Here is a 15824-nt window from a genome sequence, read left to right on the forward strand (position 1 = left end):
ATCCCTAATCCCTCATTGAAAAAAATAGCCTACATAGAAATAGACACCCACGCAGAAATTGCACAGGCTTTCATGAATATCATGAAGGATTCCAGTGATTTTAATGTAGATTATTATTATTCAAAAAAGATAAAGGATCTGGTGGAGGAAAATGGTGAAACGGTATTTTTATCTGATAGTTCCATGATTATGGAGCAGCTGAAGTTAAAGAAATATGATCTGATTATTGTTGGAACCGTTCACCGGTACTTCAATACTTTTCATGCATTGGTTCAAAAATATAATGCATCGGTCATTGTTCATAATATCAATTTTTCGACGGCTTCAAAAGGCGCTTTGATGAAAAGTATTTTCAAAGGAGACGTGATTTACAGACTTAAGCTCTGGTGGAAAGAAGGCTTGTTTTACACAGCAAAAGCGTATAGGAATGCCAAAAGTTTATTGGTGTTGGATCAGGAAATTTCATCAGATATTTACAAGTTTCTGCCCCTTTTTTATAGTGAAAAGGTCGAAAAACAGGAAAATGAGGCGCTTACCATTGTTATTCCCGGAGGGGTTTCTCAGAAAAGGAGAGATTATGATTATGTTTTTAAGACCATTCAAAATTTAAAAGCTGGGGAGAAATGTGAGTTTATATTTCTTGGAAAAGCGGAAGGTAATGAGTTGAAACAGCTTGAAAAATTAGCGAAAAAACTTCCCGGAAATATCTCTATAGACTATTTTTCAGACAGAGTTTCCAATCACGACTTTGAAAAATGGATGCAGAAAGCAGATGTCTTGTGGTGTCCGATTCAGCAGAAAACAGAATTTTTCAGCAGGGAAGAAGTTTATGGCCTTACAAAAATGACCGGAAATCTGGGAGATGCTATTAAATATGGCAAAACAGCTGTTTTTCCTAAGGATTATCCTTCGAAACTGGAGTTTATTATTCCTGAGGGGGAAAATATTTTAGAACAGTTTATAGAGTTAAAAAACGGCCGTTTCGATTTCCAGAAAGAATACAATAAAGAGTCAGTACTGAAAAAACTTGAAGATGTTCTTTCGGGCTTGATTTCTACTTAGGGAGATATTAGACGTCAGAGTCAAGATTTCATATGCCAGACATCAGATTTCAGACTGTCAATATAAGTCTTAATTACCAGCAACCAGCAACTGTCAACTAGCAATCTTTCATACTCATAAACCCTAAAACACTCAAACTCTCCAACCCCGCATCCGAGAACACGAATCCATTCCTTATTTAAATTTAAAAATACTTTTGATAAATTTTGCATTCAGATAATCCTCAAGTGGAAATACTTTTGTAAAATAATTCCCGATATAGATCAAGATCAGAACAACAGCCGGTTTGTACATCAGGTTGATGAAATTATTATTGAAAGTAGGTAAAACAATCGCTACTGTAATGGCTAAAGTACAGATAATGGAAACAAAAATCATCTCAATCGTCAGTGGAGAAACTTTGAAGACAAAGTAATTGAAAGCAATCTTGATGACATTGTAAGTCGTCAGTGAAATAGCGGTAGATAAAGCAATTCCGATCAGTTTCAGATCTGTATTTTTAATGAAATAATAGTTCAGTCCTATCGTAAGTCCTGCCAGCAGAAGCATGACAAGAATATTGAATCTGTAGTATTTGGAAAGTGAAATAATATTTCCGTTAAATCCTGTCGCAAGATCTATTAAAACGGCAGAACCCCAGATCCACACTACAGGCTCGTATTCCCTGAGCATCGTTCCGTTTTTAGGCATAAATTCAGTCAGGTAAGGAAAGCCAACCATAATGCATGAGAACAAGACAGCGCCTAAAAAATATAAAGATAATGACGTTTTTTTATGAAATCTGTCAAGTTCCTCCATATCACCTTCCAGCAAGGTTTTATTGATGATAGGGGCAGAAATATTAAACAATCCAAGCTGCGGAATAGAAATAAGTGAGATCAGGGCATACAGAACAGAGTAGATGCCTACCTCTTCCATTCCCATAAACTCACCAATCATAAAACTGTTGATAGCTAAATAATTTCCGAAAGTTCCTAAAAATCCGAAAAAACTGTAATTAAAAAACTCTTTCCAGAAATTATCTTTCTTGAAATAATCGGTATTAAAATCCAGCTGTATTTTTTCAAGTTTGTTGGTGTAATAAATATATCCGAAGAGCATTAAAGCAAAAATCCCGAAAAAGAAAGCAAAAGCAATCTGTTGTGATAATAAGAAATAAGCATACAGACAGAATGCTCCCAGATTGGCTATTTTAGGGAAAAGGTTGTCGAAAATATTGGAAACAACAATTCTTTTGTAGTTGGAAGTATATTTATTGAAGATGGTACAGAACGAAAGAATAAGAATCAATGGGATGATCATTTCCTTAAGCTTCCATGCCTCAGACCGTTGAAATTTTGGAAAAAAATAGGGGAGTATAAAAAATACGCCCGTAAAAATGATAAAATTAATAAAAACGACAAGCAGTGACAGCGACAGCATATTCTGTTTTTTGCCATCTTTTTCCACCCTGTGAAAAAACTTTACGTTGGAGTAGGAGATGCCCAAGACCACAACAGGAACCAGCATTTCCGCAGTGGGAAGGATATAGCGGAGCTTTCCATAGAATTCAAAATTATACGGAAAAATAAAAATGGCGGATATGGTACCCAGCAGAAAACCAATATAACCTATGATGGAATATTTGAAACCCTGTCTCGCTACTACACTCATATTGTTTTTTTAATGGTTTTTTGGCGTGAAAATAATGTTGTTTATATAGCTGGTCTTGTTTTTTTCGTCGTTTGTGTTGTCCAGTAAAATCTCTTCCGTCAGAAGTTCCAGCTTAAAACTGTCACGGTTAAGATATTGTGCTTCATAGCCCCAGCCTTTTACTTCCGAAATGTCATTCCAGATAGGAGTGTCGTGGTGTCTTTGTTCCATTTCTACCATGAGGGTAGGAAGGAAGCGTTTGATGATTTCTTTAGCCCCGGATAAGGTCTTCATTTCATTGCCTTCTACATCTATTTTAATAAAATCCAGTCTGTCGAAATGCTCTATGGCAGCCCATTCGTCAAGCTTGATCACTTTAACCTTTTCCGTGTAGCTTTTCTCTTCGCCTTTTTCTTTGTATGAGGTGTTTAAAGTCCCACGGGAAGCAATCTTTTTGCCGTTGATAATCGGAACTTTAAATTCAGCGGTCGTGTTCTCGTCAGAAAGTGCTAAAGGGAATATCCTCATCCTTGGAAACAGTCTTTTCAGACGGCGGTAAAGCTTCTTGTTGGGTTCAAAACCATAAATATGTTCATGATTGAGTTTATCTTCCAATTGATAAAGAAAAGTTCCCACATTCGCCCCGATGTCTAGTATCACAGCATTTTTAGGAAGGTATTCCTTGATCCATACCAGTTCCGGTTCTACATTCCGTGCCGAAAAATTACTTTTTGTAAGATTGTTTAAATTCTTAAAATATCTTTTCTTGTAAAAACCCGGACTTATATATTGTAGTTTTTCTGCAATTGTTTGGTATAAAGACATCCTTAGTTGTTTGACGAAAAGCAAAGATAAGGAAAAATGTTAAACTGATGTTAAAAAATAATAAACATAACCAGTTGATTATCAATTTACAACTTTTTAGTTGTATTTTATAAAAAACTGGATTTTAATAGATTGACGTTTTGCTTTTAAGACGATTCCTGAAAAGATATTCTGAAGTAAGATTTCATCTTTATCGATTTTAATTAACAATAAAAATTCATCTGTTTAAATTTATTATCAAAACAATAATCTTTTATCAACCACAAAAGTCACAAAAGTTTTATGACTTCAGTTATTTGAAGTTTAAGCGCTTGGTGAAAAGAAGATCACATAAGTTTTGAATAAATCAAGACCTTTATCCTGATGAATACCAGTTATTGAATCGGCAAAAAATTCTCCTCCCGTGGAGGGGTGGCGAAAATTCAAAGAATTTTTGACGGGGTGGTTTACAAAAGCAAAATTCCCACAGCTTACGGCCCCAAAAGCAATAAACCGCTCCTGAAATCGATGCACCTGCGGGAACTTTAAAAATAAAACTCCTTATTTAGTTTTGAGAATATTTTGCATAGGCTTTGGCAAGCTTTTCATCATATTTATTTTGCTTGTAGCCCGCTCCGTTATAAAGTTTGGCAAAACCTGCCCAGTTTTTATTTCTGAGATGAATCAGACAGTTATTTTTCTCCAGAAATTTCCCAAAAGCTTTCAAATGCTCACCCTCATTCACCTCCATTTGCGAAACAAAATGATGTACATCTGTGTAACCTAGGTTTTTAGCATGATAGCCCATAATCTGGAAACTTCCCCATGACGCAGATGATAAGGCAGCCTCTTCGAAGTTCGGACTGTTGTCAAGGCTGATCGCTTCATTAAGCCGGTCATATTCTTTCACGCCACCTTGGTAATAGGCTCTGGTCCATTTAGGATAAAGAACATTCTGACTGTTTGAATTGTAATAAGAATTAGGATCAATGCCTCTTTTCTTAAGCTCGCTCCAGAACACATGACCTTCGAACAGAATTTTAGGTTTATTGTTGATTAAAAAACCTTTTCCACTGCTTTCAATTTCATTCACGGCTTTTACAGCGGCCAGTTCCAGGTTGTATTCCTCCGCAAAATTGACAAGGTCACTTTCTTTCAGGAATTTATCAGTCTGGCTGACTGGTCTCGCATCTTTTTCAAGAAGAACAGCCCAGGTTTTCACTCCAACGATTCCGTCTACGACCAAACCGTTTTTGCTTTGAAAATCCTTTACCGCTTCATCTATTTCCAGAGTAAAGGAATCTGAAATCTTAATGCTGTATCCCAGTTGATAGAGGATCTCGCATAGTGTTAGTACTTCCGGTGCTTTTGTATAATATTTTAAAAGTTTCATGACAATAGTTTTATAAATTGTGAATTGTGAATTGTGAATTATGAATTATGAATTATGAATTATGAATTATGAGTTATGAATTATGAGTTATGAATTATTTGTGGTAAATCTCGAGATCATAATCCTCCTGCCTCATGCTCATCCTTAGCCTCAGTCTGATATCTGAGATCTGAAGTCTGTCATCTGCCATCTGTCATCTAATCAACCGGTATCCTCGGCATTCTCTCACAAATCATCCCGATCAGGAAATAAGATTTGAATTTCACCTCCTCTCTTTGGAGTTTGTATTCCAAATTGAGAGGCATGGCGCTGGTTACGCTGAAGTTCTGATTTAAAATTGCATAATCATCGATTCTAAGTTCAATACTGTATTCCCCGAGAGGAATTAATTGACTGATCATGCCGGTTTCATTGCTTTCGATCTCAAAAATCCGGTTATTATTGGTGCCTTTGATGGAAATAGCGCATTTATAGATAGGTTCATTATTGATCTTGTCCAGAATTCTGAACTGTACAACGGCACCTGCGGGCGGTGGTGGTACGGGGATGGGAATCGGCGTAGGAATTGGCGTCGGTATTGTTGGAAATTTAGGTCCCCAGGAACCCCAGGGTACTTTAATGGGGTTAGCTGGCTGGGGAGTAGGTTGTACCGGGCTGGCTCCGTGAGGAACCGGATTGAGTTGTTGTAAGTTTTTAATGTTATTGATCATGTTTCCCATGTTGGTTTTACCGGCGAAAGATGCATTGACCGTTGTTTTCATGGCATCTGCCGGTTCATGTTCCATTGCAGTTCTGGCATTGATGCTGTTGATAACTGTTGCCTTTTGGGTTCCAACAATGGCAGTTTTTCGGGCTAAATAATTTAGCTGGTCAGACTTGATGGTTTTCACATTCGTTACCGCCTTCAGGAATTTCTGATTATTGTTTTTATTCACAAAAACTTGCTGCTTCATCACCATTGGCCCAAAATAAACCAGCTGCTCCGCATTGCTTACGCTGGCGCTGATAATAGATGGATCTAAAATTACTTTCAGATTTTTAATCAGAATCATCGTCTTCGGAAATGCAGGAAGTTTAAAATCATTGGAGATCGTCTGCCCGTCTGATATTTTTTTTGGTTCTTTCCATTCAAAATAATTGGAGAGCATGAAGTTTTTATTGAACCAGTTTCTTTTTAAGTGTACAAAAGAATAGTCCACTTCCACAGCCTGAATCATACTTTCGTCATAATCTATCGATAAAATTTCTGACGGAATATTCTCATTACCGTTTTTCGCCTCGGAATGAAGTCCCTCGAGTTCAGATTTTTCAATACGCATGCTGTTCCATCCGGATTCATTTTCCATAAAATCGTAGGGAATGAAACTAATGTCATGAATCGAAGAATTACTGATCACATCTGTTTTCTCAGCAGCTTCAAAAGTGTGTTTTGCATTCTGTGCCATCGCGAGATAAAGGTCGGCATCGGATGATTTGTTAATCCTTGTCAATTCCTTTTCAATCGTGTCTTTACTGCCCTTTACCTTCCATTCAGAAAAAGCGAGTTCTTTTATGTTGTTCAGGGTGACAAGTTTGTCGTTCCAGTTGCTTTTTTCTTCGTCAGTATCCAATCCGTCAAACAATAGAAGGTGGTCGGTTATTTTATTGACGGCATCTTCAAATAACGTTCTGTATTTTTTATAAGCTTTAAATTCCTTAGTGTCACTGTTTTTAGCATCAAATAAAATGGTGCTTTTGCTGTCCAGAACTTTATCCAGATTTTCTTCCAGATTTTTCAGATTGTTTTTGTCCAGAATATCCCTGTAAATATCAAATAAAGAATTGTTCGGATTCAGATCCCAGAAGTTGGGTGAGATAGGAACAGAGTTCAGTTCATAGGCTACATTCTGCTTTTTAATAATCGAAAGCGCTTTTTTCTGTTCATCGTTCAGCAGACTCTGAGGTTTCAGAAGTTCCAGTTCCTCATTGTCATAGATTCTAAGCGATGGACAAATCATTGGCAGGTCATTCTCCATCGAACTGTGCGACATATAGATATTCTTAAGCTTCTGGTAAACGGCTACAAAATATTTCATGGTTATAGTTTTTAGTTTAGAAGAATAACCGGCAGAAAAAACTTCTGCCGGCTATTCTTATTGAGAAGGATATATGAAGTTATAAGATGGGAAGAGGGAAGAAGGGAGGTTAGAAGTTAGTATTGTACATTCATCTTTTAATAGTTCTCATAAATTAATTAAAACTATACCGTGATTGAATTTTGGTACTTAATAACTTGCTTCTTCCGGCTTCAGACTTCCTTTCTGCTTATGATTTTCCGTCTGCCCATTTCTTGATCTCCGGATTCGGGTTGGGAGATTTTGGAACAATGTGACATTTGTAACCGATAATGTAAATTCCTGTAGAAGTCAGTTTTTTGCCTTCCCATTCATAGCTGGATTTTACATTCTGATTATCGTAGCTGTAGTTTCCTCCGATTACGAAAGGTCCTATTCCCACAGCACCCCCTGCTGAAACTGAGTTTTTAGCTTCCGTATACGCAGAACTGCTGTCCTTAAAGTTGAATGAAACATCTTTTGCAATAATCAGTTCTGTAATGATAGATGGCATTAATCCTTTACCTTTTCCGTCACTGATCATATCGCCGTTTAGGGTTTGTGGAGACTGTTCGTGAAGTTTCCAGTATTTGGATTCAATAAATTGTTGATTGAACCAGCCTCTTTCCACTCGTACCTTTCCGATTTTGAAAGAGATATCCATACTTGTGTAATCAGACTTGATCTGTGTTTTCTCGTTTTTTCCTCCGGCTTTCGCTCCGATGGAGAATAGTCCCATGCTGAAACCGCCTGCAGCTCCCCAGTTGTGAATGGTTTTAGAATAATCGTAATTGGCTTTCCCTTGTGAAATAGAGATTTCTGGCCATCCTTTTGATTCTCTTAATGCATTGGCTGCTACAGGAATACATGGAGAATAGTTTGTGTAATCTAGAATTCTGGTTCTCTGGCTGTTTCTGAATTCTGCTTGGATTCTTTTCTTAATCACAAGCATGTGTTTCTCTTCAATTTCGCTCAGATAATTTTGAATTCTTTCCACAGCTTCCTTGTATCCTAAAGACTGCCATGCTTTTAAAGAGGCTTCTTCACGTTTTTTCATGTTTTTCCCGTCGATGGAAACTTTAGCCATTGCATCAGGATCTCCGTTGTCAGCTGCTGTTCTGATTTCGTTGTTGGCATCTACAATATCATAATACTTCATCTGGTACTCTACATATTTAGCATAAGTAGGCGCTACAAAGGTGTGAATCAGTTCTGGCTTGTTAAAGTCATCTACCGGAGCATTCTCATCAAAATCAGGATTTTTTACCTTTTTTATTTTGAATAATTTGTCTCTCAGAGAGTCCAGTTTTTTCTCCGTTTTTTTGTCAAAATCTGTGTCTACCACTACAGACCACTGCAAAAGATCTTCATATACTTTGGATACTCTTTTCTGAGAATCATTCATAATGGTAATCGCTCTTCCTTTTCCGTCTGCCGTAAGTGGTGGAAGCTGCGAAGGAATAGCATCGGTCATCGCAGCGAACTGCTCCATCTGAAGATATTTTTTGAATTTGCTGTTGGATAAAGCAGTCTGGTAAGCTTCCATGTCGACTTTCGGATTTCCGTTCGCGTCAAGGATAGGTTTTCCTGTTCCGTCCAGCATGGGTTTTGGGGAAGGTGCGTCTCCGAAAAGTCCGTTCAGGGCATAATCGAAAGTATCTTCAGAGAGTGTAATCCCTACCGGGTCAAATGCGATAAAATCATCAGTTCCTAAATGTTCAGGATTTCCTCCGTTAGTTACTGTGTCATAAACTTGCTTTAAAAGCATGCTCATTAATGAATTTGTTTTTGCTTCTTGAGTTAAAGTTGGCATAATTATAAGTTTTTAAATTTTTCTTTGCTTACTCTTTTTTTGGTTTTCAGCATCCCCTTATTTCTATGGTACAAATGTATTTCAGTTTCGAAATAAATTCAACAGTGTTTTTCCTGTTTTTTGATGTGGTTTTTACTGTTTTTTAATTTATGTTATGTATTTTATAAATAACAATGGTTTTTCTGAGAATAATTAAATGATAGAGAGGTGATTTTTGAATATTTCCCATGAAGAAGAATGTTAAAGTTTGCATATTGTTATAATTTTTTTAAAATATTGATGTTTTGATAAAATTTTGGCAGAAGTTTTGATATCGAAACAATACTTATCGATAAGAATACCTAAAACTAATAATCACTGATTTTAACAGTTTAAATATTTAATAGTGATGAAACACCTAAACCAAAACCAGGAATTTCGTTTCAACGAAGTTCTGTTCGAGCACCGAAACAAAGAATACGGTGCCTATGCATTAAGAAATGAATCAGATAGAATATTAACCAAAGCACTTTTTGTGGGCGTAAGCTTACTGGCTGCCATTTCGATAACACCACTTGTGATTTCGGCTTTTACGAACGGATCGTCTGTTCATGCACCTGTAGACGGACCGCCGGTAGTTATTAAACTAAAAAAGGTTGATGATCAACCGAGACCGCCTGTAGAAATTGTAAAACCTGTACAGCCTGTTGCCCCGCCAAATGTGAAACAAGTAGATACTTCTGTGCCCACACCTAAAAGCGATGCAATAGAGCCAATTAAACAAGATAAACCTAAAGATGCAACTCCAGGATTAATAAATGATTTCAAAGGAGAACCTGTGAAATCTGATAGCTATCTTCCTCCTCCTCCTGTTATTGGAACGGGGCCAGTTGTAAAATATACTCCGCCAGCTCCAAAAGTGGATGACAATCATATCGCAGATCCTACAGAACTGGCTTCTGAAGCTACATATGCAGGAGGAATTGATTCATTCAGAAATAAAGTAATGAACAATTTTGACGGTTCAGGTTTTGGAGACGATGGAGGTACTATGAAAACGGTGATCACCTTTATTGTGGAAAAAGACGGAACCATCTCAGGAATAAAAGCAAATGGAAAGGATGCTGAATTTAATAATGAAGCCATCAGAACCATTAAAAATATTAAGGGTTTATGGAGACCTGCTAAAAATAAGCAAGGGGAAACCGTAAGAAGTTATTTTAAATTTCCGATTTCGATGAACTTTGAATAGTTGATGAAAAACAAATCTTGATAAGTTATCCACAAAGAATTTTTTTTGTGGATAATTTTTTTTATTGCTAAAGTGTTTATTAACAGTATTTTAACTCAATTTTGAATTTCGTTACTCATCGAGAGCAAAGAAAAAAGTGTATTTTTGAAACCTAAAGTTCTAATAATGGCAAAAATCATAGGTATCGCTAATCAAAAAGGAGGAGTTGGAAAAACTACCACAGCTGTAAACTTGGCGGCAGCGTTAGGGGTATTGGAAAAAAGAATATTGATCATTGATGCCGACCCGCAGGCTAATGCAACCTCGGGACTTGGTGTGGAAGACGTTCAGTATTCTACATATAATCTTCTAGAGCACAGCGCAGATACAAGAAGTTGTATCAAAAGAACCGCTACTCCCAATCTGGATATTATCCCTTCGCATATCGACCTGGTAGCAGCGGAAATTGAGCTCGTGGACAAAGAAAACCGTGAGTACATGCTGAAGAAAGCATTGGCTGAAGTGAGAGATGATTATGACTATATCATCATTGACTGTGCACCGAGTTTAGGACTTATTACAGTGAATGCGCTTACAGCAGCAGATTCTGTGATCATTCCGATTCAGTGTGAGTATTTCGCATTGGAAGGACTAGGAAAGCTTTTGAATACGGTAAAAAATGTGCAGAAAATCCACAACAAAGATCTTGGGATCGAAGGACTTCTTCTTACGATGTACGACAGCCGATTGAGATTATCCAATCAGGTAGTGGAAGAAGTGAACTCACATTTCCCGGACATGGTTTTTGAAACCATCATCAGCAGAAATGTAAGATTAAGCGAGGCGCCTAGTTTTGGAGAAAGTATCTTAAACTACGATGCAGAAAGTAAAGGTGCAATCCAGTACATTCAGCTTGCAGAAGAAGTTTTGCTGAAGAATGAGAATTTAGTAAAAAATTAATTTAATAATAAATGGATCCTAAGTGAATGGGCATCATCACTTATCAATTATCATTTATCAATTATATCTATGAAGGACAAGAAAAGAGCTATGGGACGTGGTTTGGGCGCTATTCTAAGTGCTGAATCCAAAGCGAGTATCAACTCCGCTACCGATGAAGGAGCAGATAAGTTTGTAGGAAATATCGTAGAGGTAGCCCTTGAAGATATTTATCCGAATCCGACCCAGCCGAGAACGTATTTTGATGAAAAAGCATTGAACGAACTTGCTCTGTCGATCAAAAACTTAGGCGTAATCCAACCGGTTACCTTAAGAAAAGACGGCGAGAAATTCGAAATCATATCTGGGGAAAGACGTTACCGTGCGAGTAAAATTGCCGGACTTCCGACGATTCCTGCCTATATTCGTTTAGTCAACGACCAGGAGCTTCTGGAAATGGCTCTTGTTGAAAATATTCAGAGAGAAGATCTTGATGCTATCGAGATTGCTTTAACGTATCAGAGACTTTTGGACGAGATCGGTCTTACCCAGGAAAACCTGAGCCAGAGAGTAGGAAAGGACAGAAGTACCATTACCAACTCCATCAGATTGTTGAGACTGAATCCGGATATTCAGAACGCCATCAGAAGCGGTGAGATCTCTGCCGGACACGGAAGAGCCATCATCAGTCTTGAGAGTGAAGAGCATCAGCAGATCCTATTTGACCTGATCATCAAAGAAAAACTCAATGTACGTCAGGCTGAACAGGCTGCGACTGCATTGAAAAACCCTAAATCACCGGCAGCGAAAAAAATAAATGCTGAACTTTCCAACAATTTTAAGAAAGCCCAGAAAACAATCGCTGATATTTTAGACGTAAAAGTAGAGATCAAAACCTCCGGAAACGGTAAAAAAGGTAAAATTGTCCTGGACTTCAAAAATGAAGAAGAACTGGAGTATATTTTATCCCATATTAAATAATGAAGAAAATACTTTTCACATTTTTTTTGTGCACTTTTGCTTTCGTTTATTCGCAGGTAGTTCCCGGCGATACTGTTCGTATAGGACCACTTCCGAAGGATAGTGTAGCTGTGATCACACAACCGGCAAAGACTGCAAAACCCGTAAAAACAGAAGCCAAGATTATAGAAGATCTTGAAAATGCAAACGGACCCACAAAGAAAACCATTAAACTTAATCCTACAAGAGCCGGACTGTATTCTGCAGTATTTCCGGGGCTTGGGCAGTATTATAACAAAAGGTACATCAAAATTCCAATTGTTTGGGGTGCTGTGGGGGCTGGTATTGGATATACACTATGGAGCAATAATCAGTACAAAAAGTACAGAGAATATTACGTGGCAAAACTTAACGGAACACCTAATGAATTTGTAGACAGTCACCCGTGGCTTGATAAAAAGGCTTTTGGAAATGCCCAGGACAGATATAAAAGACAGCGTGATTATGCGATTGCCATCACAGGTCTTATTTATATCCTGAACATTGTAGATGCCGTGGTAGATGCCCATCTTTACGAAAGCCGCCATGACCCGGATCTTAGTTTTAACCCTACGGTCATTCAGGATCAATATGGGTTTTCTACTCCGAAAACAGGCTTAAGTTTAAGCTATAGATTTTAAAACAGAATTTTAATAAAAGTTGATATGAACCGTAAGGTTGATACCATAATCATAAATAAGATATCACATGAGAATAGCATTAGTTGGATACGGTAAAATGGGGAAGATCATTGATGAGATCGCACAAAAGCGAGGTCATGAAATCGTAGCCCGCCTGAAAGAAACTCCAACCGCTGAAAATCTTAATAATCCGGACGTAGCGATCGAATTTTCATTACCTGAAGTGGCTTATGATAATATCAAAGCATGTCTTGAACATAAAATCCCGGTGATCTGTGGTACCACAGGCTGGCTGGAGAAAAAAGAAGAGGTTGAAAAAATAGCTGTAGACAACGACAGTGCATTCTTATACGGGTCCAATTTTAGTTTAGGCGTAAATTTATTTTTTGCTTTGAACGAAAAAGTAGCCGATATCATGAAAAATGTGGATGAATATTCATGCCAGCTGGAAGAAATTCACCATGTACACAAAAAAGATGCTCCCAGCGGGACAGCAATTTCTATCGCTGAAGGAATCATCAAAAATAATCCTAAATTTAATGCATGGAAACTGGAAGAAACCCAAGGTAAGGAATTGGGAATTTTCGCCATCCGTGAAGATGAAGTTCCTGGTACCCACAGCGTTTATTACAAAAGTGAAGTAGACGAAATTGAAATAAAACATACTGCCTTCAACAGAAACGGGTTTGCACTCGGAGCTGTGGTCGCTGCAGAATGGATTAAAGATAAAAAAGGAAACTTCACAATGAAAGACGTTTTGGGGCTTTAATTTGTAACAAATTCTTTAAATTGCAGACCAATACAAAGGAAATGATGACTAGTAAATTATAAATAGCAAAAAGCTGTAATCATTTATTACTCATCATTTATCATTTATATATTTAGAATAGGCACAGAAAAAACTATGAATTATTTTTTAACTTATACAGTATATGTTCTCATTTTGTCTGTACTGATGGGGATTTCCACTTGGAAACTGTTCAAAAAAATGGGGCACAGTCCCTTATTTGCATTTATACCTTTCTATAATTATTTCATTATTTTAAAGGAAACAGAGCATCCGAAATGGTGGGTAATCCTATCCTATCTGCCGATAGTAGGGCCTATTATGATGTCTGTTTTCCATGTTTATCTGATGAGAAAATTTGGAAAAACTCTTTTTCAGCAACAACTTCTTACGGTCATCCTTCCATTTATTTATATGGCTACGGTAAACTATTCCAAAAATGTGGAAATAGAGGATGAAAATGCCAATGAACTGTTCATTACAGATGAAGAGAAAAGCGCAAAAAAGAAAGATACATTCATAGGATCCATTACTTTCGCAGTAGTTTTCGCAACCATTATCCACGTTTTTGTGACACAGCCATTTGGAATTCCTACAGGATCAATGGAAAGAACACTTCTTGTAGGTGATTTCCTTTTTGTGAACAAGTGGAGCTACGGTTACAGAATGCCAATGCGCCCTGTAGCAATACCATTCCTTCAGGGAACCATTATGGATACGGGACAGAAAGGAAATCCAAAAGATGATCCGAAATCATATGTTGATGGAATAAAACTTCCATACACAAGAATTTTCCAGTTCGGAAAGCCACAGAAAAATGATGTAGTGGTATTCAACTATCCTAGAGATTCCGTGCATACAGCGATCGACAGAAAAGATCCTTACGTTAAAAGATGTGTGGCTACGGCCGGGGATACCTTTGAAATGAGAGCCGGAAGACTTTTCGTCAACGGAAAACCTGAAATGGTGTTAGGTGATCAGGAAGTACAGCACAGATACATTGTGAATACAGGAAGTCAATTGGATATTCCTGCATTATATAACACTTACGGATTCTTACCGGTACAGGAAATCCAGGGTGAGAAAGGATATATTTATGCTTTCCAGGGACTGACAGACAAAACGGCCAAAGAAATCAAACAGCTTCCTCAGGTTATTGACATGAAAGAGGATATTACGCCAAAAGATGAAGCAGCAGTATATTACAGGGACGAAGCCAAAACAAAAATAGATACCACACAATCTATCTTCCCGATCAACCAGCCTTGGAATCAGGATTGGTACGGACCGCTGAGAATTCCTAAAAAAGGAGATATTGTAGCCGTTAATAATGAAACGCTTCCGTTATACCAATGGATTATTTCTGACTACGAGCACAATAAGCTTGAAAAAAAGAACGGAAAAATTCTTATCAACGGACAGGAAACAAACCGTTACACCATTCAGCAGGATTATTACATGATGGTGGGAGATAACAGAGACGCTTCACTGGATGCAAGATTCTTTGGTTTTGTTCCGGAAGAGAACATCGTAGGAAAGCCTATGTTTACGTGGATGAGCCTTCAGGGAGCATTCAAAGACAGCAGCTCTACGTATCAGGCTCCGTTCAAGATCCGTTGGGACAGAATGTTTAAGGCAACCAATACAGGAGAAGCCAACAAAACTTCATACTGGTGGGTGGCTGCTATTATTCTTTTATTATTCTTCGGATGGGAATATTTCATGAAATTATTCGGAAAGAAGAAAAAGGAAGAAGAGATATAATTTAATCTAAAACTTAAAGATAAAATGAAGTATTTGAAAAAATACTTCATTTTTTAATATGATGAATATGACAAATGTATTATTGCCGGTATTTTATATGCCCCCGATTTCATGGTTTTCAGTGTTTTTGAATCCTGAAAACGAGATTGTATTTGAACAGTTTGAAAATTTCCCCAAACAGACCTACAGAAACAGGACCAATATCTATGGGGCCAATGGAAAGCTTTCTTTAATAATTCCCATCAATCATAACGGTAAAAGAGAGTTTAAAGATACGGAGATCTCCTACAGGGAAGACTGGAGAAATCTGCATTGGAAATCCATCAAAACTGCCTACCAGAGCTCGCCTTATTTTGAATATTACGAAGATAAATTCAGGAAAATATATGATCTGAAAGAGACATTTCTTCTGGATTTTAATCTGAAAGGATTGGAAATTATACAGCAGATCCTTAAAACAGAAAAGGCACAGTCTTTGAATGAAGAATATATTAAAAATCCTGAAAGTATTAATTTCAGAGAAAAATTCTCGGCCAAACATCCTTCTGAGTTTCAGATGGAAAAATACTACCAGACCTTCTCAGACAAATTAGGATTTTTAGAAGATTTGTCGGTTTTAGATCTTATTTGTAACAAAGGCCCTGAATCTCTGACTTATATAAAAAATATTAAACAATCATATTAACA

Annotated in this window: 13 protein-coding genes; 8 read left to right on the top strand and 5 right to left on the bottom strand. The window is 37.4% G+C overall.

From position 1 onward, the window contains the following. Positions 1–15 precede the first annotated feature (15 nt). Positions 16–1062: a hypothetical protein gene (locus LC419_RS09560; protein WP_223607125.1), complete on the top strand. Its 1047-nt coding sequence runs from the start codon at positions 16–18 to the stop codon at positions 1060–1062. 174 nt (positions 1063–1236) lie between these two features. Here the strand turns inward: LC419_RS09560 and LC419_RS09565 are convergent, their stop codons facing one another. The 5 genes from LC419_RS09565 to LC419_RS09585 all read right to left on the bottom strand — a co-directional run bounded on the left by LC419_RS09565 (position 1237) and on the right by LC419_RS09585 (position 8797). Then, positions 1237–2715 (bottom strand): lipopolysaccharide biosynthesis protein, encoded by a 1479-nt coding sequence (locus LC419_RS09565; protein WP_223607126.1) that lies wholly within the window; start codon positions 2713–2715, stop codon positions 1237–1239. Positions 2716–2724: 9 nt separating this feature from the next. Continuing rightward, positions 2725–3519: an FkbM family methyltransferase gene (locus LC419_RS09570; protein ID WP_223607127.1), complete on the bottom strand. Its 795-nt coding sequence runs from the start codon at positions 3517–3519 to the stop codon at positions 2725–2727. Positions 3520–4063: 544 nt separating this feature from the next. Further along, a complete protein-coding gene (locus LC419_RS09575; protein ID WP_223607128.1) occupies positions 4064–4891 on the bottom strand; it encodes an N-acetylmuramidase family protein in 828 nt (275 codons plus the stop codon). Between the two features lie 197 nt (positions 4892–5088). Then, the gene (locus LC419_RS09580) at positions 5089–6966 is read right to left on the bottom strand and encodes a hypothetical protein (RefSeq protein ID WP_223607129.1); all 1878 of its coding nucleotides are present in this window, start codon (positions 6964–6966) and stop codon (positions 5089–5091) included. A gap of 229 nt (positions 6967–7195) precedes the next feature. Then, positions 7196–8797: a hypothetical protein gene (locus LC419_RS09585; RefSeq protein ID WP_223607130.1), complete on the bottom strand. Its 1602-nt coding sequence runs from the start codon at positions 8795–8797 to the stop codon at positions 7196–7198. Positions 8798–9185: 388 nt separating this feature from the next. Here LC419_RS09585 and LC419_RS09590 point away from each other — a divergent pair, with 388 nt between their 5' ends. The 7 genes from LC419_RS09590 (at position 9186) to LC419_RS09620 (ending at position 15822) form a co-directional block, all read left to right on the top strand. Beyond that, positions 9186–10028 (top strand): energy transducer TonB, encoded by an 843-nt coding sequence (locus LC419_RS09590; protein ID WP_223607131.1) that lies wholly within the window; start codon positions 9186–9188, stop codon positions 10026–10028. Between the two features lie 165 nt (positions 10029–10193). After that, positions 10194–10967 carry a ParA family protein gene (locus LC419_RS09595; protein WP_223607132.1) on the top strand — a complete coding sequence of 258 codons (774 nt, stop codon included), beginning with the start codon at positions 10194–10196 and terminating at the stop codon, positions 10965–10967. A gap of 69 nt (positions 10968–11036) precedes the next feature. Then, positions 11037–11927 (top strand): ParB/RepB/Spo0J family partition protein, encoded by an 891-nt coding sequence (locus tag LC419_RS09600; RefSeq protein WP_223607133.1) that lies wholly within the window; start codon positions 11037–11039, stop codon positions 11925–11927. Beyond that, positions 11927–12586, top strand: coding sequence for a DUF5683 domain-containing protein (locus tag LC419_RS09605; RefSeq protein ID WP_223607134.1), 660 nt, complete (start codon positions 11927–11929; stop codon positions 12584–12586). Before LC419_RS09600 ends, LC419_RS09605 begins: the two co-directional genes overlap by 1 nt. Positions 12587–12653: 67 nt before the next feature. Continuing rightward, positions 12654–13355: a 4-hydroxy-tetrahydrodipicolinate reductase gene (gene dapB / locus LC419_RS09610; RefSeq protein ID WP_223607135.1), complete on the top strand. Its 702-nt coding sequence runs from the start codon at positions 12654–12656 to the stop codon at positions 13353–13355. A gap of 135 nt (positions 13356–13490) precedes the next feature. Next, positions 13491–15137, top strand: coding sequence for a signal peptidase I (gene lepB, locus LC419_RS09615; protein WP_223607136.1), 1647 nt, complete (start codon positions 13491–13493; stop codon positions 15135–15137). A gap of 61 nt (positions 15138–15198) precedes the next feature. Further along, positions 15199–15822: a WbqC family protein gene (locus LC419_RS09620; RefSeq protein WP_223607591.1), complete on the top strand. Its 624-nt coding sequence runs from the start codon at positions 15199–15201 to the stop codon at positions 15820–15822. The last annotated feature ends 2 nt before the right edge of the window (positions 15823–15824 follow it).

This window comes from Chryseobacterium sp. OSA05B (genome assembly GCF_019970065.1).
Taxonomy (GTDB): Bacteria; Bacteroidota; Bacteroidia; order Flavobacteriales; family Weeksellaceae; genus Chryseobacterium.